This is a genomic window from Nonomuraea sp. NPDC049695, assembly GCF_040674955.1.
GTDB classification, from domain to species: Bacteria; Actinomycetota; Actinomycetes; order Streptosporangiales; family Streptosporangiaceae; genus Nonomuraea; species Nonomuraea helvata.
Genome location: NZ_JBFANV010000144.1, coordinates 1 through 20082 on the forward strand (window position 1 = coordinate 1; position 20082 = coordinate 20082).

Sequence of the window (20082 nt, forward strand, 5' to 3'; positions counted from 1 at the left end):
GGCCTCCCTGTCGGACGGCGTCCGACCGGCCTCCCCGTCGGACGGCAGCCGCCGGACGGCCACAGTGACCGTGGTGCCGTCCGGCGTGTGGACGGCGGCGTTGCTCAGCAGGTTGGCGAGCACCTGGTGCAGCCGGAGCGGGTCGCCGGTCACCGTGACAGGGTCCTCCGGCAGCTCCAGCCGCCAGCGGTGGCCGGGGGCGGCGGCCCGCGCGTCACCCGTGGCCTCGATGGCCAGGCGCGTCAGATCGACCTCCTCCCTGGCCAGCGGGCGTCCCTCGTCCAGCCGGACCAGCAGGAGCAGCTCGTCGACGAGCTCGCTCATCCGTCCGGACTCGGCGTCGATCCTGTTCAGCGCGTGCCGTACGTCGTCGGACATCGCCTCGCGCAGCGCGAGCTCGGCGTGCCCGCGGATCGACGCGAGCGGCGTGCGCAACTCGTGGCTGGCGTCGGCGGCGAAGGAGCGCAGCCGCTGCTCGACGGCGTGCCTGCGGGCCAGGGCGGACTCCACGTGGCCGAGCATGCGGTTGAACGCGGCGCCCACCAGGCCGGTCTCGGTGCGCGGGTCGGTGTCGGGCACGCGTTCGGCCAGGCTCACCTCGCCGCTGGCCAAGGGCAGCTCGCTGACCTTGCGGGCGGTCGTGGCGATGCGTTGCAGGGGGCGCAGCGACAGGCGTACCCAGAGGGTGCCCGCGACGCCGGCGACGGCGAGCGTGCCCGTGAACATCGCCAGCTCGAGCAGGGCCAGGCGGCCAAGGGTCTCCTCCACCCCGTGCAGCGAGAGCCCCTTGACCAGGACGTCACCGTCCCGGCCCGCGACGGCCTGGACCCGGTAGTCGTCCAGGACGGACAGGTCCACGGTCAGCGCAGGGCCGCCGACCGGCACGGCGGCCAGCGTCTCCTCGTCCTGGCGGCTCAGCCGCACGGGGAGCGCGTCCGCCCGTGCCACGACCGCCGCCTGGGTGACCCGCCCGCCGACCAGCCGCGCGCCGAACATGCCCGGGGCCTGCCCGCGTGTGTCCTCGCCGTGCTCCAGGCTCGCGGCGAACCGCACCCCGTAACCGGCGAGCTGCTGGTCGACGCGGCCGAGCAGGAAACTGTCCATCGCCCGGAACGTGGCGACGCCGACGATCGCGCACGTGAGCGCCAGCAGCACGAGCAGACCGGCGATCATCCGGCCCCTGATCGTGCGTGGCATGAGCTTCACGGCTTGAGCACGTATCCGACGCCGCGGACGGTGTGGATCAACGGCCGGCGGCCCGCGTCGATCTTCTTGCGCAGATAGCTGATGTAGAGCTCCACCACGTGCGCCTGGCCGCCGAAGTCGTAGGACCAGACGTCGTCGAGGATCTGCGCCTTGGTCAGCACCCTGCGCGGGTTGTACATGAGCAGCCGCAGCAACTCGAACTCGGTCGGCGTCAGGTCGATCAGCGTGCCGCCCCTGGTCACCTCCCGGGACTCCTCATCCATGGACAGCTCGCCCACGACGAGCCGGTCGCCGTCGCCCTGGCGCGCCATGCCGGCCCGGCGCAGCAGCCCGCGCAGGCGGGCGAGCACCTCTTCCAGGCTGAACGGCTTGGTCACGTAGTCGTCGCCACCCGCCGTGATGCCCTCGATCCGGTCCTCCACGGCGTCCCGCGCGGTCAGGAACAGCACGCACAACTCGGGCGTCCGCTCCCTGAGCCGGCGCATCAGCTCCAGCCCGTTCAGGTCGGGCAGCATGATGTCCAGGATCGCCGCGTCGGGTGCGAACCGCTCCGCCTCCTGGACGGCGGCGCTCCCGCTCGCCACCGCGCGGACCTGCCAGCCCTCCTGGCACAGCGTCCTGTCCAGCACCTCCAGCAGGTCGGGCTCGTCATCCACGACGAGCACGCGGATCGGCGTGCCGTCCGGGCGCGACAGGGTGCTCATCCTCTGGAAGATAGGAGCCTCCTCTGAGAATCCTCTTAAAGATACCTTTGAGAGGAAAAACAGAGACTGGCCTGGCACTTTGTCCCTCATGACGACTGTTCACACTGCAGTCCGCACGTCGGCGATGCCGCGGCGCGGCCGCTTCCGGCCCGAGGCGCTGCTGGCGGCCGTGGCGGCGGGCGGGGTCGCGGTCATCGCACTGTGGTGGCACAGCACGCCCTCGGTGTCGGGACTGGACGGCTGGCTGACCGAGAGCGGCCGCGTCACGGGCCTGCTGGCCGGGTACGGGCTGGCGGTGCTGCTCGGGCTCATGGCCAGGGTCCCGGCCCTGGAACACGGCGTGGGCAGCGACCGCCTGGCCCGCTGGCACGCCATGGGCGGCAGGTACGTCATCGGGCTCGTCACGGCGCACGTGCTGGCCACCATCTGGGGGTACGCGGTGGCCGACCGCGTCGGCCTGGTGGACGAGACGGTGACCATGGTGCTGTCCTTCCCCGACGTGTTGAAGGCGACGGCGGCCTGCCTGCTGCTGCTCGGCGTCGCCGTGGTGTCGGCCCGTGCCGCGCGCCGGAGACTGCGCTACGAAACCTGGTTCTACCTGCACTTCTACACCTACCTGGCGGCCTGGCTGGCGTTCGGGCACCAGCTCGCGACCGGCGCCCAGTTCACCGGCGACCGCGTGGCGCGACTCGCCTGGTACGCCCTCTACCTCGGGGTGGCCGCGCTGCTGGTCTGGTACCGCTTCCTGGGACCGGTCAGGTTGTGGGCGCGGCACCGGCTCCGCGTGGCCGGCGTCACCGCCGACGCTCCCGGCGTGGTCTCGATCCACCTCACGGGGCGCGGGCTGCGGCGGCTGCGGGCCGAGCCGGGCCAGTTCTTCCGCTGGCGGTTCCTGACCCGCGAGCTGTGGTGGTCGGCCAATCCGTACTCTCTGTCGGCGGTTCCTGACGCCGGTGGGCTGCGCATCACGGTCAAGGCGCTGGGCGACCACAGTGCGGCGCTCGCCCGGCTGCGGCCGGGCACCCCGGTGCTCGCCGAGGGGCCGTACGGCGGGTTCACCGCGCGCCTCGGCCGGGGCGGCAGATCGCTGCTGATCGCGGGCGGCGTCGGCATCACCCCGCTGCGCGCCCTGTTCGAGACACTGCCCGGACGGGTGACGCTGCTCTACCGGGCCCGTACGCCCGAGGAGATGCTCTTCAAGGACGAACTCGAGCAGATCATCGCGGCCCGCGGCGACGCCACGGCGTACTTCTCGACCGGGCCCAGGTCCCCGGACCTGTTCGACGGTCTCGGGCGCCTGCTGCCCGATCTGCGCGAGCACGACGTGTACGTGTGCGGGCCGCCCGAGATGACGCAGGCGGCGATCAAGGCGCTGCGGTCGGCGGGCGTGCCCCATCGCCAGATCCATCACGAGTCGTTCGAGTTCTGAGTTCCGAATTTTTCACGTTATGAGAGGTCACTGCCATGCGCAGGGTGCTGTTCGCGGTGCTGGTCACCGCCATCGGCCTGGTACTGCTGCTGTCGTTCAAGCCACACGACATGGCGGGCGTCGCCCAGCCGCCCGCCGCCGTCGCCCCCGCCCAGGCTTCGGCTTCGCCGTCGCCGCAGGGCTCCACGGAGTCCGCCGGCGGCCGAACCTTCGACGGGGACGCCGTCGACACCCGCTGGGGACCCGTGCAGGTACGGATCGTCGTCTCCGGCAGCAAGATCACCGACGTACAGGTGCTCCAGGCCCCGCAGGAGAACCGGCGGGACATCGAGATCAACAACAGGGCGCTGCCCATCCTCCAGCAGGAGGCCCTCTCGGCCCAGAGCGCCCAGATCGACTCCGTCTCCGGGGCCACGTACACCAGCGACGGCTACACGGGCTCCCTGCAGAGCGCCATCGACCGGGCGGGGCTGTGACGCGCCACGTCGAGAAGGCGATGGGCACGGTCTTCTCGTTCGACGTGCGCCACGACGCCGATGACGCGGTGGCGCGGGCCGTCGCCTGGCTGCACCACGTGGACGAGGTCTTCTCCACCTACCGGCCGGACAGCCCGGTCAGCCGCCTGGCCCGGGGCGAGCTCGGGCCGGCGGACTGTCCGCCCGAGGTGGGACGGGTGCTCGCGCTGTGCGCGGAGGTCGAACGGCAGACTGACGGATATTTCACGGCGTTTCCCGGCGGCCGTCTGGAGCCGTCCGGACTGGTCAAGGGATGGGCGATCGAGCACGCGTCCCAGCTGCTCACCGAGGCGGGCGCGCCCCGCCACTGCGTCAACGGCGGCGGCGACATCCAGCTCGGTCCCGACCCCTTCCCGTGGCGGATCGGGATCGCCCACCCCCTGCGGCCCGGCGCTCTCTCCGCCGTGGTCACCGGCCACGACCTCGCCGTGGCCACATCGGGCAGCGCCGAGCGCGGCCCGCACATCATCGACCCGCACACCCGCCTGCCCGCCGCCGGCCTGGTGTCCCTCACGCTCGTCGGGGGCCGCCTGACCGCCGTCGACGCGTACGCGACCGCCGCGTTCGCCATGGGGGAGGCCGCCCGGGACTGGGTCGAGGACCAGCCCGGCCTGGAGGCGTACGCGGTGACCGCGCGCGGCCACACCTGGCAGACCACCGGATTCGCCGCGTTCACCGCCCGCGGGTGAGGCGTCGGCTCCTCCTGGGTATGCGGTCCGGTGAAGTCGAGCTAGTCACGGGGGCGAAGGATGCGGCGGCTGGCCGAGCGTACGCCCGCGCATCGGGACCGCACGGTCGACCTGCTCCGCGCCATCGCCATCACGGCCGTGGTCGTCGGCCACTGGCTGGCGGTGCACGTCAGCTACGACGGGGGCCTGCGCGGCGGCAGCGCGCTGGAGCTGGTGCCGTGGACGCGCCCGCTGACCTGGCTGTTCCAGGTCATGCCCGTCTTCTTCCTGGTCGGCGGGTACGCCAACGCCGCCTCGCTCGCCGCTCACCGGGAGCTCGGCGGTGACGCCACCTGCTGGACGCTGCGCCGTACCGACCGGCTCATCCGCCCTACCACCGTGCTGCTGGCCGTGCTGGCGGCGGCGGCCCTGCTGGCGCGGGTGCTGGGCGTCGATCCGGGGCTCATCAGCGTCGGGGTGTGGGTGGCCGGGATCCCGCTCTGGTTCCTGGTGGCCTACCTGGCCGTGGTGGCCCTCACCCCGCTGACGCACGCCCTGCACCGCCGGTACGGCCTGGCCGTGCCGATCGCGCTGACCGTGCTGGTCGGCCTGGGCGACGCGGCCCGGTTGGCGCTGCGGGATCCCGCCCTGGGGCAGGGCAACTTCCTGTTCGCCTGGCTGGCCGTGCATCAGCTGGGCTTCGCCTGGCAGGACGGGCGCCTGCCCGCCCGGCCCCGCGTCGGGCTGCCGCTGGCGTTCTCGGGGCTGGCGGCCCTGGTCGGGCTCACCGTGGTGGGGCCTTATCCGATCAGCATGGTCGGGATCGCGGGGGAGGGCATCCAGAACACCTCACCGCCCACGCTGGCGCTGCTGGCGCTGGCCGCGACGCAGACCGGGCTGGCTCTGTCGGTCCACGGCCCGGCCGGCCGGTGGCTGCGGCGGCCGCGGCCCTGGACCGCCGTCGTGGCGGTCAACTCGATCGTCATGACGCTCTTCCTGTGGCACATGACCGCCGTCGTCCTCGGCGCGCTCGCGCTCTATCCGACCGGGCTGCTGCCGGCGCCGCCTCCGGGGACGCCCATGTGGTTGCTGCTGCGGCTGCCCTGGCTCGCCGCCCTGGCCCTGATCCTGGGCGTGCTGGTCATGGTGTTCGGTTCCGTCGAGCGGCGGGCCGGTCCCCGTCCCGGGGCGGGAGCGACGGCCGGGGTGACGGCGGGTGTCCTCACCTTCCTCGGCATCGCCGGCGTGGTGGCGGGGCTTCTCACCCTCGCGGTGACCGGCCCGAGCGGTCATACGCTGACCGGCCTGCCGATCGTGGCCATGCTCGTGTACTTCGCGGGCGCCAGCACCCTGCGCTTCACCCGGTGGCGAAACTCCCGTACGGCGTGAGCCTCAGCGTGCTCTGCGGGCCAAGGTGAGGTCGGTGGTGAAGGTCAGGTCCACGCCGTCGCCCCCCAGCAAGGCGGCGAACTCCTCCATCACCTCCTCGCGGGTGTCCGGGTCCAGGATCCGGTAGGCGGAGACGGAGCGGGCCAGGTCCAGGTAGCGGCCGGTTCCGTACCGGTCGGTGCGCGTGTAGTGGCGCTGGTCGAGGTCGGTGTAGCGCGGGTCGTGCGCCAGCTCGTGCTCGGAGCGCTCGCCCCGGGTCGAGCCGTCCCGGTGCATGCTCGAGGTGGTCACTCCGTAGCGGCTGTCCACCGCGGCGAGGGCGGCCCGCAGGTCGGGGTCGGTGACGACGTAGTGGTTCCAGAAGACCGCCACCGCTCCGGAAGGCGCCAGGGCCGCGTGGGCGAGGTCCCAGCGCCTGCGCTCGTCGATCCAGTGCCAGGCCTGCGCGGAGTAGAGCAGGGCGAACGCCCTGTCGGGGACGTACGCCTCGAAAAACCCGATCTCCACCCGGGCGCCCGGGCACTTCGCCGTCAGCGCGGCGGCCATCCTGGGGTCGGGTTCGACGCAGGTCAGATCCGTGCCGCGGGCGGCGAAGCCCGCCGTGGCCTTGCCCGTGCCCGCGCCCACCTCCAGCGCGGGGCCGGGTGGCGCGTACTCCAGCACGTCGGTGATGAGCTGGGCGGGATAGTCGGGCCTGGCCGAGTCGTACTGCTCGACCGCCTCTCCGAACACCACGCTCCGCTCGCGGTCCACCGTCATCGGATCCCCCTTGATGGTTCATGCCCTGCGCCGGGACCCCTCCCGGAGGAGGGCCGGTAGACAACATCCCACGAAACCCGAAGAAAGAGGGAGTATGCCTCGCAAGACCATCACCGCCCTGGCCCTCGCCTGCGCCCTGGTCGCGGCGCCGGCCCTCACCGCGACCCCGGCCGCCGCCGCGGCCAAGCCGAACCTGCGCGCTTGCTACGACGGGAAGTGCACGTTCACCTTCACGAAGCCGGTGAAGTTCCGCGTCGCCAAGAAGTACGGGCTGAGCGGCTGGGTCCACGTCGCCAAGGAGTGGAGCGACCTGTTCGGCACGGACGTCGTCGCCGTGTGGAGCGGAGGCAGCAGCGCCTACGGGGGAGAGGGCACCTCCGGAGGCATCAACAAGCTCGACTTCCGTGTGCTGTCGATCACCGGCACGGGGGCGACGATCCGCTTCACCGGGTGAACGGGGCGCCCTCGGTACCCGGCCGCACGCGGGCGGTCCGGGTACCGAGGGGCCGTCAGTGCCTCAGTCCTCCTCGGCGTGGCCGGATCGCCGCCACGGGCCGGTGATGGCGAAGACGTAACCCGGCGACTGGATGTTGGCGAACAGGATGCGGCCGTCAGCGCTGAAGTTCGGGCCGGTGAACTCGCCGTCGTTGATCTCGTTGCGCGCGATCGGGTACGTCTGGCCCCGATCGGTGACGCCCACCAGGTGCTGGATGCCCTCGCCGTCCTCCGCGAGGATCACGCCGCCGTACGGCGAGACCGTGATGTTGTCGGGGCCGTCGAAGTTCGTGTCCTGGGTGGGGTCGGGGTTGACGCCGAAGAGCACCTTGAGCGTGACCGTCTCGTGGCGCGGGTCGTAGAACCACACCTGGCCGTCGTGCTCGTTCACGCTGCCGTCGGTGTGGCGGGCGAAGCTGGCCACGAAGTACGCGCCGCCGTCGGCCCACCAGGCGCCCTCCAGCTTGCGGCTGCGGGTGATCTGGTCGTCGGTGAACTGCTTGCGGGTCGACGTGGTCTTCGCGTCGCGGTCGGGCACCTCGATCCAGCGGACCTTGTACCGCGTGCCCGGCGCCGTCGCCTCCGACAGGTCGGCGATGTGCTGGTCGTCCTGGTAGCAGCTCATCGCCTCAAGCTTGCCCGCGGTGTCGCCGCCCTCGGACAGCGCCAGCGCCCGCAGCTTGCCCTTGCCGCCGCGGAACTTGCTCGGCGGCGTCCAGCGGTAGTACAGCCCGTTCGGCCCGCCGGCGTCCTCGGTCAGGTAGATCGCCGACGTGTGCGGATCGACCGCGACGGCCTCGTGCGAGTAGCGGCCCAGGAACTTCAGCGGCACCGGGTCCTGGTTGGCCTCGCGGTCGAACGGGTCGACCTCGAACACGTACCCGTGGTCCTTCTGGAAGGCGCCACCGGCGCGCTGCTCGGTCTCCTCGCAGGTCAGCCAGGTGCTCCAGGGGGTCTTGCCGCCGGCGCAGTTGTTGTGCGTGCCGGCCAGGCTGACGTACTCGCGGATCCGCTCGCCGCGCGCGTCCACGTCGATGTTCGTGGTGCCGCCGCCGGCGCCCGGGTCGTAGGTCAGGCCGGGCAGCGTGGGCACCCGGTACGGCTCGCCGCCGCCGACCTCGTGGTTGTTGACCAGCGTGGCACCCCGGCCGTGCGGGAAGCTCGCGGTGCCGTCGGCGTCGCTCGGGGTCGGCTCGCCGCTCTCCAGCAGCGTCACCCCCGCCTGAGCGACGATCTTGTACGAGAAGCCCTTGGGCAGGGCCAGCACCCCTTTCGGGTCGGCGACGAGCGGGCCGTAGCCGGCCGGGGGCTTCGAGGCCGCGAACGCGGCGGGACCGGAGATCGCCTCGATGCTGCCGGCGAACGCGATGCCGAGGCTGCCCGCGGTGGCGTGGCCGAGGAAGGAACGACGGGATACAGGTGAGGGCATGGGACATTGCCTCCAACAGGGGACGCTTTACACAAGCCGACCCAACGATGTCACGGAGAAGACGATCGCGCCGCCCGTTGTCCGGATGATGAACACCGGATGAAGAAGTTCACCCGTGAGAGGCGAGTGACTCCATGGGCGCGCCCAGCGTCCTGGACACCTCTCGTGCGGTGTCGGCGACCAGCGGCCCCAGCTCCCGGGCGTCGTCCACCGAGAGCTCGTGCGTCAGGGTCGACAGGCTCACCCCGGCCACCACGTGTCCGTTGTGGTCGAAGACGGCCGCGCCGACGCAGCGGACGCCCTGCTCGTTCTCCTCGTCGTCGATGGCGAAGCCCTGCCGCCGCACCTCCGCCAGGCACCGGCGGAGCGCCGCCTGCGTGGTGATCGTGCTGGGGGTGCGCCTGCGCAGCCCGGTGCGGGCCGCGATGCCCGCCACCTCGGTGTCGGACATGGCGGCGAGCATCGCCTTGCCGATCGCGCTGGAGTGCAGCCACAGCGACATGCCCACCCGCGAGGGCATCTGATACGGCTTGCGCCCCTCCAGCTTGGCGGCGTACACGGCCTCGTCGCCGTTGAGCACGGCGAAGTGGACCGTGTAGCCCGTCTGCTCGTGCAGGCGGGCCAGCACCGGCGAGGCCTGCCGCACCGGGTCGAAGCGGGTCAGCATCCGGCCGGCCAGGGTGAGGATCTTGGGGCCGGGCAGGTAGCCGCCGGAGCCGTCGGGACGGGCGAAGCCGTGCTCGGCCAGCGCCTGCAGGATGCGGTGGATGGTCGACTTGGGCAACCCGGTCGCGGTCGCGATCTTGGTCACGCTCTCGTGCTCGGCCAGCGCCTCCAGCACCCATAGTGCCTTGTCGATCGCGGTGCTCGGCCGTTGTTCCACCGATCAAGCATACTCAGCGGGCCAGCCAGCCGCCGTCCACGACCAGGACGTGACCGGTGACGTAGTCCGACGCCCGCGAGGCGAGGAAGATCGCCGCGCCCTGCAGGTCGGACGGGTCGCCCCAGCGGCCGGCGGGGATCCGCGCGCTGATCTCGCGCTCGCGGGCCGCGTCCCTGCGCAGGGCCTCGGTCACGTCCGTGGCGATGTAACCGGGGGCGATGGCGTTGACCTGGGCTCCGCGCGGCGCCCACTCGTTCGACAGCGCCTTGGTGAGGCCGGCCACGCCGTGCTTGGCCGCCGCGTACGAGGCCACGTCGATGCCGCCCTGGAACGACAGCAGGGAGGCGATGGAGACGATCTTCGTGGCGCCGTGCTCCAGCAGAGCCTGGCTGAGCACGTACACGGCGTCGAGGTTGACGGCCAGCACGTGCCGCCAGTCCTCGAACCTGGACGAGCCCCGCCTGATCGTCCCGGCGTTGTTGACCAGGATGTCCACCGGGTGCTCGGCCAGCAGCGGGTCGAGCGCGGGACGGATGGCGGCCGGGTCGGACAGGTCGAGCACGAGCCTGCGCGCCTGCCTGCCGCTCTCCTTGACGGCCCGCTCGGTCTCCTCGAGGTCGTCGTGATGGCCGTGCAGGACGAGGTCGGCCCCGGCCCGCGCGAGGCCGACCGCGATCGCCCGGCCGATGCCGGCGCGGGCCCCCGTGACCAGCGCCGTGCGGCCGCTGAGGGAGAACAGCTCCATCCGGTCACCGCATCTCGGTGACCGCGACGTGGTCCATGTCGTCGAAGGCCTGGTCCTCGCCCGCCATGGCCCAGACGAAGGCGTAGCTGCTGGTGCCGAACCCGCAGTGCACCGACCAGCTCGGCGAGATCACCGCCTGACCACCGGCCACGACCAGGTTGCGGGTCTCGTCGGGGCGGCCCATGAGGTGGAAGACCCGCTGGTCGGGTGGCAGGTCGAAGTAGAGGTAGACCTCGGTGCGCCGGTCGTGGGTGTGGCACGGCATGGTGTTCCACATGCTGCCCGGCTCCAGCACGGTCACGCCCAGGACGAGCTGGCAGCTGCGGATGCCGTCGCGGTGGACGTACTTGTAGATCGTGCGCTCGTTCGAGCCGTCCGGGCTGCCCAGCCGTACCGGCTCGGCGTCCTTCAGCCGCGCGTGCGCCGTGGGCAGGGCGGTGTGGGCCGGCGCCGAGACCAGGTAGAACGTGCCGCCCTCGAAGGTGACCTCGCGCGCGCCCCTGCCGATGTAGAGACAGTCCTTGGTGTCCAGCTCGTACGCCTGGCCGTCGACCTCCACGACGCCGGCACCGCCGATGTTGACCACGCCCAGCTCGCGTCGTTCCAGGAAGTACGCGCTGCGCAGCGGGTCGAAGACGGGCAGGCGGGCCTTGCCCGGCGGCTTGACCCCGGCCACCACCATCCGGTCCTGATGGGTGTAGACCCCGTCCACCTCGGGGCCGAACAGGTTCTCCACCAGGTAACGGGCGCGGAGCTCCGCGGTGCCGAAGTGGCGGATCTGGTCGGGCCCCGTCGCGTGCCTCACATCCATGTCTTCCCTCCGGTCAGGCTCCGTCCTACGATCCTAGACACGGAACACCGTTCTATCCAATGGAACACACGCCCTTGGGAGGCGCGCGGTGTATCAGCAGAACTTCAACCCCACGGGCTCGCTGTGGCTGTCCGCCTTACTGGCCGCCCTCCCGCTGATCGCGGTGCTGGTGCTGCTCGGGGTCTTCAGAGCGAGAGCGCACTGGGCCGGCCTGGCGGGCCTGGCGATCGGCCTGGTGATCGCCGTCCTGCCCTTCGCGTACGCCATGCCGGTCGGCCAGGCGCTCGACGCGGGCCTGTACGGCGCGGCCAGAGCGGTGCTGCTCATCCTGTGGATCACGTTCAACGCCATCTGGATCTACAAGATGACCGAGCGCAGCGGGCACTTCGCGGTGCTGCGCCGGGCCTTCCAGAGCGTCAGCGACGACAGGCGGATCACCGCGATCGTCATCGCGTTCTCCTTCGGCGCGCTCATCGAGGCGCTGGCGGGCGGCGGCTCGCCGATCGCGATCTGCGCGGTGATGCTCATCGCGCTCGGGTTCGAGCCGATGCGCGCCGCCGTCATCGCCCTGATCGCCAACACCGCGCCGGTGGCCTTCGGCGGCATGGGGAACCCGATCACGATTCTCGGCAGCGTCACCGAACTGCCGCCGGAGCCGTTCGGCGCCATGGCCGGGCGGCAGACCGCCTTCATCGCGCTGCTCGTGCCGTTCATCATCGTCTTCATCGCCGACGGCCGGCGCGGGCTGCGCCAGGCCTGGCCGGCGGCCCTGGTGGCCGGCGTGAGCTTCGGCGCGGCGCAGCTGCTGTTCTCCCAGTTCAACTACCGGCTGACCGACATCTTCGCGGCCCTCGTCTCCGCCGTCGTGCTGGTGGCCTTCGGCAAGGTGTGGCGGCCCGCCGAGAAGGTGGGCGTGGTGCCGACCATCGCGGGCGGCTCGGTGGACGATCCCGCGTTCGTCCGCCTCCATGGCCGGCCCGGCGGGGACACCGCTGGGGACCGGATCGCGGCCTTCGCGCCGTACGTGATCATCATCGTGCTGTTCTCGATCGCCCAGCTCCCGGCCGTCAAGGACGCCCTGGCCCGGTTCGTCGTCAAGCCCGTCTGGCCGGGGCTGCACCTGCTCAATCCGGCGGGCAAGCCCGTCCAGGTGGTGTACGAGCTGCCCTGGGCCGCGCACCCGGGCACGCTGCTGTTCGTCTCGGGCCTGCTGACGATGCTCGCGCTGCGCATCGGCCCCGGCTCCGCGCTGCGGACGTACGGGGCCACCGTCCGGCAGTTCGGCTGGGCCATCGTCACGATCCTGGCGGTGTTCGCGCTGGCCTTCGTCATGCAGTTCTCCGGTCAGATCCAGACGCTGGGGCTGTTCCTGGCCGGCGCGGGCGCCTTCTTCGCGTTCCTGTCACCGGTCGTCGGCTGGTTCGGGGTCGCCATCACCGGCACCGACGCGGGGGCGAACGCGCTGTTCGCCAAGTTGCAGACGACCGCGGCGGGCCAGCTCGGCGTGCCTCCCGAGCTGTTCGGCGCGGCCAACAGCTCGGGAGGCGTCATGGGCAAGATGATCTCCCCGCAGAACCTGGCCATCGGCACGGCCGCCGCCGGGATGGTCGGCGAGGAGGGCAACCTGTTCCGCCGGGTCATCGGATGGAGCGCGGTGCTGCTGCTCATCCTCTGCGTGCTGGTGTTCCTGCAGTCGACTCCGGTGCTCGGTTGGCTGATCCCCAGCCGGTGACCTTGAGGCCATGAGGATTGATCTCCGGTGCCCGGCGCTTAGCCTTACCCAGGCCTGGAAACGACGAACGCGTCGTGTCCAGGCAAGGGAAGAGCAGCCTTGATGAACCAGCGCAGGCACCGGGACTTCGTGGAAACGCCCGACGGTGGCTATGTCACGTCGGAGGTCGGCCTGGCCGTGCTGGAGAACCCGCTGCTCAACAAGGACACGGCGTTCAGCCCGGAGGAGCGCGAGAGCCTGGCGCTGGACGGGTTGATCCCGCCGGTGGTCGAGACGCTCGAGGAGCAGGCCGACCGGGCGTACGCGCAGTACGGCCGCCAGCCCACGGACCTGGCCAAGAACGTCTTCCTGTCGGCCCTGCAGGACCGCAACGAGGTGCTGTTCTACCGGCTGCTCGGCGATCATCTCCGCGAGATGCTGCCCGTCGTGTACGACCCGACCGTCGCGCAGGCGATCAAGAGCTACAGCCGCGAGTACCGCCGCCCGAGGGGCGTGTACCTGTCCATCGACGACCTCGGCGGCATCGAACGGGCCCTGCGCAACGTCGGGCTCGGCGCCGACGAGGTGGATCTGATCGTCGCCTCCGACGCCGAGCAGATCCTGGGCATCGGCGACTGGGGAGTGGGCGGTGGCGCCGGCATCGCGGCCGGCAAGCTCGCCGTCTACACCGCCGCCGCGGGCATCGACCCCGGCCGGGTGATCCCGATCGCCCTCGACGTCGGCACGGACAACGAGGCGCTGCTCAACGACCCGCTGTACGTCGGCGAGCGGCACTCACGGGTGCGCGGCGAGCGGTACGACGACTTCATCGACGCCTACGTCACCACGGCCACCCGCATGTTCCCCGGCGCGATGCTGCACTGGGAGGACTTCGGCCCGTCCAACGCGCGGCGCATCCTGGAGAAGTACACCGGCCGCATTCCCACGTTCAACGACGACATGCAGGGCACCGGCGCGATCGTGCTGGCCGCCGTGCTGGGCGCCATCAGGGTGACGGACACGCCGATGCGTGAGCAGCGCGTCGTCGTCTTCGGCGCGGGCACCGCGGGCGTCGGCGTCGCCGACCAGCTGCGCGACGCGATGGTCCGCGACGGCCTGGACCGCCAGGCGGCCACCCGGCGGATCTGGCTGATCGACAAGCAGGGCCTGCTCGCCGAGGACATGACGGACCTGCGCGACTTCCAGCAACCCTACGCCCGCCCCGCGCAGGAGGAGGTCCGCGGCCTCGGGCTCGCCGAGGTGGTGCGGCGGGTCAAGCCGACGATGCTGGTGGGCACCTCCACCGTGCACGGCGCCTTCACCGAGGAGATCGTCAAGGCGATGGCGGCGCAGGTCGACCGGCCGATCGTCTTCCCGCTCTCCAACCCGACCGACCGGATGGAGGCCGGGCCGGCCGACCTGCTGCGCTGGACCGACGGACGCGCCCTGATCGCCGCCGGCGTGCCGGTCAACCCGATCACGCACAACGGCGTCACGTACGCCGTCGCCCAGGCCAACAACGCCTTGCTCTACCCGGGGCTGGGACTGGGCGCGATCGTGTCCCGGGCGCGCCGGATCAGCGACGGCATGCTCCAGGCCGCAGCCGAGGCCGTCGGCGGCATGGTCGACGTCTCCTCCCCGGGCGCCTGCCTGCTGCCCCAGGTGGAGAACCTGCGCGAGATCTCGGCCACGGTCGCCGTGGCCGTCGCCCGGCAGGCCGCCGAAGAGGACCTGGCCCGCGTCGAGCTGGACGATCCCATCCAGATGGTGCAGGACACCATGTGGCAGCCGAAGTACCGCAGGATCCACGCGCGGCAGCGTCCAACTCCTGCTCGCTGACCATGAACGCGTAGTGGTGTGGCTCGAAGTCGTCCATGCTTCTCCGGCTGCCCTCTCCCGGCTACAGCTGCCGTGTAATCCCGGCTGAGCCGCGTCGAGGGCACCGTAGCCCCGGGCCCAACCGCTCAACTGGGCTCTGCCGAACCTCGGCAGAGGCGTGGGTCGCTGTGCCGGACGTTACTGAGCCGGTGCCGTGAGGAGGGCTTCGGCGGCAGCGGTGCGGGCATACAGGACCGAGCGGCTGGCCCGATGGGCGCTGACCAGGCCCGCATCGCGCATCGCGGTCAAGTACTGCGACACCCCCGACGGGGAGAGCCCGGTCCGCGCGGCCAGCTCAGTGGTGGAGGCGGGGGCGTCCAGCTCGGTCAGCAGCCGGGTCCGCGAGCGGCCGAGCACAGCCGCCAGGGCGTCGGTCGCAACGGTGGGGCGGGGTGTCCAGAGTGACCCGATGCCGCGTGCCGGATAGGCCAGCTGTGGCGGATCCGGCGGAGTGACGCGGGAGAACAGGCCCGGCCCGGTGAAGGCGGACGGGATCAGCAGCAGCCCTCGGCCCGCCGTCTCGCGGGTCAGCGCCCGCCGCCGCAGCAGCAGCCGCAACGTGTCCTCGTTCCAGCTGATCGAAGCATGCAGATCGTTGAGGACGTGGGCCGCGCCGTACTCGGCGGCCTGGCGGGCGCGATGGAACACCTCGGCCTCAAGCACGACCCGGATCCGTGCCCAGTAGGGCGAGAGCGCGAGTTCCCAGTAGGCCTCGATCTCCTCCGCCAGGCGCGGCAGCCGGGAGCGCGGCTCGGCGTACAGGGCGCGCAGCCGGGGGCCGAGCCCGCGCTCGCCCGCCAGCCGGTCCAGGTAGCGCCGGATCTGGTCCTCCGGAGCGGCCAGCACGTGCCCCAGCTCGTCTGCCAGGGTGGGGCCGGGCCCGGCCGGTGCCGGGTTGAGGAAGTCAGGGACGTATCCTGCGGGACCGACCAGCTCGGCCAGCCAGCCCCCTTGCAGCCCGGCGGCCGCCACCCTCGGCCGCACCTGCTCCATCCAGGGTCGATGTACGGCATGCGTGCCGCCGGAGGCCAGCAGCCGGAAGCTGGTCCCCACCTCCCACATGGGCGAGACGGCGAAGCGCATCTGCGCCAGGTCTCCCGCCGAGAACCGCAGCTCCACCATGACTATTCACCTATGTCTGAATCAATGGCCGGCCACTTTACCGCGCGGCCATGATTCCGCCATGACGATCACAGCAGTGGCAGCGGGCACCTGGATGCTCGGTGACCTCGAGGTTCATCGGATCGGTTTCGGCGCCATGCGGCTCCCGCAGTACGGCGAGGCTCTGGTGCCCGAGGCGGTTCCGCGCGACCGCGAGGAGGCGATCGCCGTGCTGCGACGGGCGGCCGAGCTGGGTGTGAACCACATTGACACCGCCGCGTTCTACTTCTCCCCCTTGCGGTCGGCCAACGAGCTGATCAACCGGGCGCTCGCCCCCTACCCCGATGACCTGGTCATCGCCACCAAGGTCGGGCCGGGCCGTGACGCGTCCGGCGAGTGGACCCCGCACGCCACCCCGGGGCAACTGCGCGGTCAGGTCGAGGAGAACCTGCGCCAGCTCGGCCGCGACCACCTGGACCTGGTCAACCTGCGTATCGTCGGCGCCGACTCGATCGCCGAGCGGTTCGGCGCGCTGGCCGAGCTGCGCCAGGCCGGGCTCATCCGCCACCTGGGCCTGTCCAACATCACTCACGCCCAGCTGGCCGAGGCCCGGGCCATCGCCCCGGTGGTCTGCGTGCAGAACATGTACGGCATCGGTGTCCGCCCCGAGCAGGAGGAGATCGTCCGCTTCTGCGGCGAGCAGCACATCGCGTTCGTGCCGTTCTACTCCATCGCCGCCACCGGCCGCCAAAGGGGCGCCCAGAGCGCCGACCGCGAAGAGATCCTGGCCGTCGCCCACGCTCACGGGGCCACCGCGGCGCAGATCCGGATCGCCTGGACGCTGCACCAGGGCCCGCACATGCTGGCCATCCCGGGCACCGGCGACCTCGATCACCTGGCCGCCAACGTGGCCGCGGGCACATTGCGCCTGTCGGACAGGGACCTGGCCGCCCTGGACCACGTCCACCGGCAGCGTGAAGGGGCCCTCCTTCCGTCATCGCCGACGACATGATCCGCGAAGACGACCCCAGGGGTGGCCACGTCCACGCATGAGCCGCGCCATTTACGCTACCGCTGTTGCGGAATTGAACGACCCTGGCGTATCGTTAGTTTCGCTACTCGGGTAGCGGAATGGAGGGGGTTTCGGATGGCACCACGGGAACGGCCGCGCGACGCGGACGTCGATGAACGGGTCCTGCAAGCGACCACCGAGCTGCTGGCCGGCCACGGATATGGCGGCCTGTCCACCGACGAGGTGGCCGAGCGGGCGGGCATCGCCAAGGCGACGCTGTACCGCCGCCGGCCCGCCAAGGACCACCTGGCCCTGGCCGTGATCGCCAGGCTGCGGTCCCACGACGAGATCACCGACACCGGCGACATCAGGCGCGACCTCACCGACTACATGGAGAGAATCGCCGCCGGGCTCAACCGGATGCGCGTCGCGGGCCGGCCGCCGGGTCAGGAGAGCCGGTCGGCGGGCACGGTGGCCGAGCTGGTCGCCGCCATGACGCTCCTGGAGCAGCTGGCCGGAGCGCTGTGCTACCGCGTCCTGATCACCGGGAACCCGGTGGACCGCGCCTGCGCCGAGCGCCTGGTCAACGCCGCGCTCGACGGCGCTCTCTGACTCCCACTCCCAAAGACGATCAACAGTTGACCCCCGAAAGGACCCATCATGTCGCTCACCGTTCCGAGCACCGCAGTCGTACGTGCCGCCGACGCCGAGATCATCGGCGGTGGTGACGCGCCGGCCACCGGCCGGCTGCTGCTCGACTCCAGCGCCACCGGCGGCGCGCTCAGCAGCCTCCGCATGACGCTCGCCCCGGGCGCCGACGGCGCGACGCCGCACCTGCACACCGCCTCCAGCGAGCTGTTCTACATCCTCGGCGGCGCCGCCCAGGTGCTGGCGGGGGACGAGGTGCTCACGCTGGAGGAGGGTGACCTGGCCGTGGTGCCGCCGAACGTCGCCCACGCCTTCGCCGCCGCACCGGGCACGGAGGCGGACCTGCTGATCGTCATCACGCCGGGCGTGGAGCGCTTCGAGTACTTCCGCCTGCTGACCCGCCTGCGCAAGGGCGAGGCCACGCTCCAGGAACTGCTCGACTCGCAGGACCTGTACGACAACCACTTCCTCGACAGCCCGCAGTGGAAGGCGGCCCGCTCGCACGGCTAGCGCGCCTGCGGCGCGGCCGGGGTCACACCGCGGCGTGGCGGCGGATCGCGATGAGGGCGGCGTCGTCGCCGAGGCGGCCGCCGACGTGTGCCAGCAGGTCGTGGCAGATGTCCTTGAGCAGCGCGTCCGGCTGCTCCTCCGTCCGGAGCGCGGCCCGCTGTGCCAGCGGGAAGAACGTGCCCGTGGCGTCACGGGCCTCGATGACCCCGTCGGTGTAGAGCAGGAGGAGATCGTCCTGCTCGAACGGGAAGCTGGCGAGCATGTTCTGTGGCTCGCCGAGGCCGCCGAGGCCCAGGGGCGGCGCGGGCTGGGAGCAGTCGAGGGAGACGGCCAGACCGTCACGCAGCAGCAGCGGCGGCGGGTGGCCGCAGCTGGCGATCGTGAGCACCGGCCGATCGTCGGGGATGTCGACGATCGCGGCCGTCACGAAGCTCTCCGCGTACGCCTGCTCCTCGCCCTCGCCCTGGCACGTGAGGTCGAAGCTCTCCTCGAGGTCGGCGACCAGGTCGGGCAGCTCCGCGCGCCGGCGGGCGGCCTCGCGGAACGCGCCGAGCAGGGCGGCGGCCTCGGAGATCGCCGGCAGGCCCTTGCCCCGGGCGTCACCGATGATCAGCCGGGTGCCGTGCGGCGTGCGGACGGCGGCGTAGATGTCGCCGCCGATCTGGGCCTCGGCCTCGGCGGCCAGGTAGACGGAGGCCAGGTGGAGCGGGCCGAGGCGTTCGGGGACCGGACGCAGCAGGGCGGTCTGCACCGCCGTCGCCACGGAGCGGACCTGCGTCAGCTCGCGCCGCTGGCGGTCCCTGACCACGGCGAACAGCACCACGAACAGCGACACCAGGGCGAAGCCGGCCAGCCCGGCCTGCACGTCCTGGTTGCTCATCAGATGGTGGTGCACGTCGATGAAGACCTCGGACGCCAGCGCCAGGACGCCGATGGCGGCGGTCAGCCAGGGACCGGCGAAGGAGGCCGTGACCGCGGGGGCGGCCACCAGCAGCGGTGCGAGGTGGATGCTCCGAGGCGTCAGCAGGTCCGTGAGCGCGATCGCGACGACCATGCTCAGCGGGACGGCGATGAGTTTGGGACGCGCCAGTAGCAGCCGGTGCGGGCGTCCCCTGGGCAACTTCACGCTATCTGTCTACATGTGTCCTGGCTGCGGGTGAGACCTGTACAGGGGATTCTTTAGCCAGGGGTTCTCCGAGATCTACCGTAATCAGAATGCCTCGATGGTTTTGGATGGCCCCCAGGCGCGCGCCACACCGCCGGGGGGCCGCAGTGCTGGGCCTGGGCGATCAGGCAGGGCCGACGCTCGCCAGGATCGCCCGCCCGAGCTCCTCGGGCCGGGTGAACTGCGGCCAGTGCCCCGTGGGCAGGTCGACGTAGTCGACGTCGCGGATCTTCGCGAGCTCCCGCACGAACCCCTGCCCCTGCTCCATCCACTCCCGGAGCTTCGCGCTCGAGAACTCGCACGCGATGACGGTGGCGGGCACGTCGTAGCGGCGCTCGTCGGACAGCCGCTGCGGATCGCTCGTGACGTGCTCGGGCGTCGGGATGGCACGCTCGCGGAACGCCGCACGCAGCTCGTCGTCCATGTCGACCAGGTCTTCGGCCTCGAACAGCGACCAATCCGGCAGCGGGACCTCACCGTTCACGACAGGGAGCTCGTCATTGATCACCCCGCCCTCCCCGAGGGGAACGCTGTCGACGTAGACGACGCGGGCGACACGGTCGGGGCGCGCGTCGGCCGCGGCATGGGCGACCGCGCCGCCGCCGGAGTGCCCGACGAGCACCACCTTGCCGCCGGCCGGGTCGTACGAGTCGATCGCCTCGATGACGGCGTCGACGTGATCGCGCAAGGTGATCTTGGAGCGGTCGGCGTCCTTCGACTCCATGCCGGGCAACGTGAGCGCGCGCGTGCGATGCCCCGCCTGTGTCAGGGCGGGAACGACCTCGTCCCACGACGAGCCGTCAAGCCAGAACCCGGGGATCAGGATGATGTCCATTCGCCAGAGGTTAGGCCAGGCCGCCGACATTCTCGGTGACAGGGCCACCCGACCCCAGATCGTCATGAAATTTCGCCCCAAAGCTATACAAACAGGACGAAAAGCCATAGTCTCGACATGCCCCAGTCAGGGAAAGTGACTGGGGCGCCAAACACGTGGGCGCTCCGGCCGTGAACGCACGGCCGGAGC

Annotated in this window: 20 protein-coding genes; 10 read left to right on the top strand and 10 right to left on the bottom strand. The window is 71.5% G+C overall.

From position 1 onward, the window contains the following. Both AB0J64_RS53925 and AB0J64_RS53930 read right to left on the bottom strand, forming a co-directional pair. Positions 1-1197: HAMP domain-containing sensor histidine kinase (locus tag AB0J64_RS53925; protein WP_364045831.1), on the bottom strand; the 1197-nt coding region annotated here is incomplete at its 3' end. 5 nt (positions 1198-1202) lie between these two features. After that, a complete protein-coding gene (locus tag AB0J64_RS53930; RefSeq protein ID WP_357620398.1) occupies positions 1203-1910 on the bottom strand; it encodes a response regulator transcription factor in 708 nt (235 codons plus the stop codon). Between the two features lie 88 nt (positions 1911-1998). Here AB0J64_RS53930 and AB0J64_RS53935 point away from each other — a divergent pair, with 88 nt between their 5' ends. The 4 genes from AB0J64_RS53935 to AB0J64_RS53950 are packed head-to-tail and all read left to right on the top strand — an operon-like array spanning position 1999 to position 5911. Further along, positions 1999-3339 carry a ferredoxin reductase family protein gene (locus AB0J64_RS53935; protein WP_364045795.1) on the top strand — a complete coding sequence of 447 codons (1341 nt, stop codon included), beginning with the start codon at positions 1999-2001 and terminating at the stop codon, positions 3337-3339. A 35-nt stretch (positions 3340-3374) separates the two neighbouring features. Next, positions 3375-3815: an FMN-binding protein gene (locus tag AB0J64_RS53940; RefSeq protein ID WP_364045797.1), complete on the top strand. Its 441-nt coding sequence runs from the start codon at positions 3375-3377 to the stop codon at positions 3813-3815. Next, entirely contained in the window at positions 3812-4543 is a 732-nt protein-coding gene (locus AB0J64_RS53945) for an FAD:protein FMN transferase (protein WP_364045799.1), read from the top strand. Before AB0J64_RS53940 ends, AB0J64_RS53945 begins: the two co-directional genes overlap by 4 nt. A gap of 60 nt (positions 4544-4603) precedes the next feature. Beyond that, positions 4604-5911: an acyltransferase gene (locus tag AB0J64_RS53950; RefSeq protein WP_364045801.1), complete on the top strand. Its 1308-nt coding sequence runs from the start codon at positions 4604-4606 to the stop codon at positions 5909-5911. Between the two features lie 3 nt (positions 5912-5914). Here AB0J64_RS53950 and AB0J64_RS53955 read toward each other — a convergent pair whose 3' ends face one another. Further along, positions 5915-6670, bottom strand: coding sequence for a methyltransferase domain-containing protein (locus AB0J64_RS53955; RefSeq protein ID WP_364045803.1), 756 nt, complete (start codon positions 6668-6670; stop codon positions 5915-5917). 94 nt (positions 6671-6764) lie between these two features. Between AB0J64_RS53955 and AB0J64_RS53960 the strand changes: the two genes are divergently transcribed. Continuing rightward, entirely contained in the window at positions 6765-7124 is a 360-nt protein-coding gene (locus AB0J64_RS53960; RefSeq protein WP_364045805.1) for a hypothetical protein, read from the top strand. A gap of 63 nt (positions 7125-7187) precedes the next feature. Here the strand turns inward: AB0J64_RS53960 and AB0J64_RS53965 are convergent, their stop codons facing one another. The 4 genes from AB0J64_RS53965 to kduI form a co-directional block, all read right to left on the bottom strand. After that, a complete protein-coding gene (locus AB0J64_RS53965; RefSeq protein ID WP_364045807.1) occupies positions 7188-8594 on the bottom strand; it encodes an alkaline phosphatase PhoX in 1407 nt (468 codons plus the stop codon). A 109-nt stretch (positions 8595-8703) separates the two neighbouring features. Next, complete coding sequence (locus AB0J64_RS53970; RefSeq protein ID WP_364045809.1) at positions 8704-9477, bottom strand: IclR family transcriptional regulator; 774 nt, start codon at positions 9475-9477, stop codon at positions 8704-8706. A gap of 13 nt (positions 9478-9490) precedes the next feature. After that, positions 9491-10222 (bottom strand): SDR family oxidoreductase, encoded by a 732-nt coding sequence (locus AB0J64_RS53975; RefSeq protein WP_364045811.1) that lies wholly within the window; start codon positions 10220-10222, stop codon positions 9491-9493. 4 nt (positions 10223-10226) lie between these two features. After that, positions 10227-11033, bottom strand: a complete 807-nt coding sequence (gene kduI, locus AB0J64_RS53980) for a 5-dehydro-4-deoxy-D-glucuronate isomerase (RefSeq protein WP_364045813.1) — start codon at positions 11031-11033, stop codon at positions 10227-10229. Between the two features lie 88 nt (positions 11034-11121). On the opposite strand from kduI, the gene AB0J64_RS53985 reads away from it, so the two are divergent. Both AB0J64_RS53985 and AB0J64_RS53990 read left to right on the top strand, forming a co-directional pair. Further along, complete coding sequence (locus AB0J64_RS53985) at positions 11122-12765, top strand: L-lactate permease (RefSeq protein WP_364045815.1); 1644 nt, start codon at positions 11122-11124, stop codon at positions 12763-12765. Between the two features lie 102 nt (positions 12766-12867). Next, on the top strand, positions 12868-14583 hold the full coding sequence (locus AB0J64_RS53990; protein WP_364045817.1) for an NAD-dependent malic enzyme: 1716 nt from the start codon (positions 12868-12870) through the stop codon (positions 14581-14583). A gap of 177 nt (positions 14584-14760) precedes the next feature. On the opposite strand, the gene AB0J64_RS53995 is transcribed toward AB0J64_RS53990, so the two are convergent. Then, the gene (locus AB0J64_RS53995; protein WP_364045819.1) at positions 14761-15744 is read right to left on the bottom strand and encodes a DUF5937 family protein; all 984 of its coding nucleotides are present in this window, start codon (positions 15742-15744) and stop codon (positions 14761-14763) included. Between the two features lie 61 nt (positions 15745-15805). On the opposite strand from AB0J64_RS53995, the gene AB0J64_RS54000 reads away from it, so the two are divergent. The 3 genes from AB0J64_RS54000 to AB0J64_RS54010 all read left to right on the top strand — a co-directional run bounded on the left by AB0J64_RS54000 (position 15806) and on the right by AB0J64_RS54010 (position 17893). Beyond that, positions 15806-16735, top strand: coding sequence for an aldo/keto reductase (locus AB0J64_RS54000; protein WP_364045821.1), 930 nt, complete (start codon positions 15806-15808; stop codon positions 16733-16735). Positions 16736-16870: 135 nt separating this feature from the next. Beyond that, positions 16871-17347: a helix-turn-helix domain-containing protein gene (locus AB0J64_RS54005; protein ID WP_364045823.1), complete on the top strand. Its 477-nt coding sequence runs from the start codon at positions 16871-16873 to the stop codon at positions 17345-17347. Between the two features lie 48 nt (positions 17348-17395). Then, positions 17396-17893, top strand: coding sequence for a cupin domain-containing protein (locus AB0J64_RS54010; protein ID WP_364045825.1), 498 nt, complete (start codon positions 17396-17398; stop codon positions 17891-17893). 22 nt (positions 17894-17915) lie between these two features. Here AB0J64_RS54010 and AB0J64_RS54015 read toward each other — a convergent pair whose 3' ends face one another. Both AB0J64_RS54015 and AB0J64_RS54020 read right to left on the bottom strand, forming a co-directional pair. Continuing rightward, positions 17916-19019, bottom strand: a complete 1104-nt coding sequence (locus AB0J64_RS54015; protein ID WP_364045827.1) for a PP2C family protein-serine/threonine phosphatase — start codon at positions 19017-19019, stop codon at positions 17916-17918. Between the two features lie 163 nt (positions 19020-19182). After that, complete coding sequence (locus AB0J64_RS54020; RefSeq protein ID WP_364045829.1) at positions 19183-19893, bottom strand: alpha/beta hydrolase; 711 nt, start codon at positions 19891-19893, stop codon at positions 19183-19185. Between the last annotated feature and the right edge of the window lie 189 nt (positions 19894-20082).

Coding starts and splice junctions, on each gene's coding strand:
- AB0J64_RS53930 (WP_357620398.1), bottom strand. CDS start 1,910: ATGAGCACCCTGTCGCGCCCGGACGGCACGCCGATCCGCGTGCTCGTC.
- AB0J64_RS53935 (WP_364045795.1), top strand. CDS start 1,999: ATGACGACTGTTCACACTGCAGTCCGCACGTCGGCGATGCCGCGGCGC.
- AB0J64_RS53940 (WP_364045797.1), top strand. CDS start 3,375: ATGCGCAGGGTGCTGTTCGCGGTGCTGGTCACCGCCATCGGCCTGGTA.
- AB0J64_RS53950 (WP_364045801.1), top strand. CDS start 4,604: ATGCGGCGGCTGGCCGAGCGTACGCCCGCGCATCGGGACCGCACGGTC.
- AB0J64_RS53955 (WP_364045803.1), bottom strand. CDS start 6,670: ATGACGGTGGACCGCGAGCGGAGCGTGGTGTTCGGAGAGGCGGTCGAG.
- AB0J64_RS53960 (WP_364045805.1), top strand. CDS start 6,765: ATGCCTCGCAAGACCATCACCGCCCTGGCCCTCGCCTGCGCCCTGGTC.
- AB0J64_RS53965 (WP_364045807.1), bottom strand. CDS start 8,594: ATGCCCTCACCTGTATCCCGTCGTTCCTTCCTCGGCCACGCCACCGCG.
- AB0J64_RS53975 (WP_364045811.1), bottom strand. CDS start 10,222: ATGGAGCTGTTCTCCCTCAGCGGCCGCACGGCGCTGGTCACGGGGGCC.
- kduI (WP_364045813.1), bottom strand. CDS start 11,033: ATGGATGTGAGGCACGCGACGGGGCCCGACCAGATCCGCCACTTCGGC.
- AB0J64_RS53990 (WP_364045817.1), top strand. CDS start 12,868: ATGAACCAGCGCAGGCACCGGGACTTCGTGGAAACGCCCGACGGTGGC.
- AB0J64_RS53995 (WP_364045819.1), bottom strand. CDS start 15,744: ATGGTGGAGCTGCGGTTCTCGGCGGGAGACCTGGCGCAGATGCGCTTC.
- AB0J64_RS54000 (WP_364045821.1), top strand. CDS start 15,806: ATGACGATCACAGCAGTGGCAGCGGGCACCTGGATGCTCGGTGACCTC.
- AB0J64_RS54005 (WP_364045823.1), top strand. CDS start 16,871: ATGGCACCACGGGAACGGCCGCGCGACGCGGACGTCGATGAACGGGTC.
- AB0J64_RS54010 (WP_364045825.1), top strand. CDS start 17,396: ATGTCGCTCACCGTTCCGAGCACCGCAGTCGTACGTGCCGCCGACGCC.
- AB0J64_RS54020 (WP_364045829.1), bottom strand. CDS start 19,893: ATGGACATCATCCTGATCCCCGGGTTCTGGCTTGACGGCTCGTCGTGG.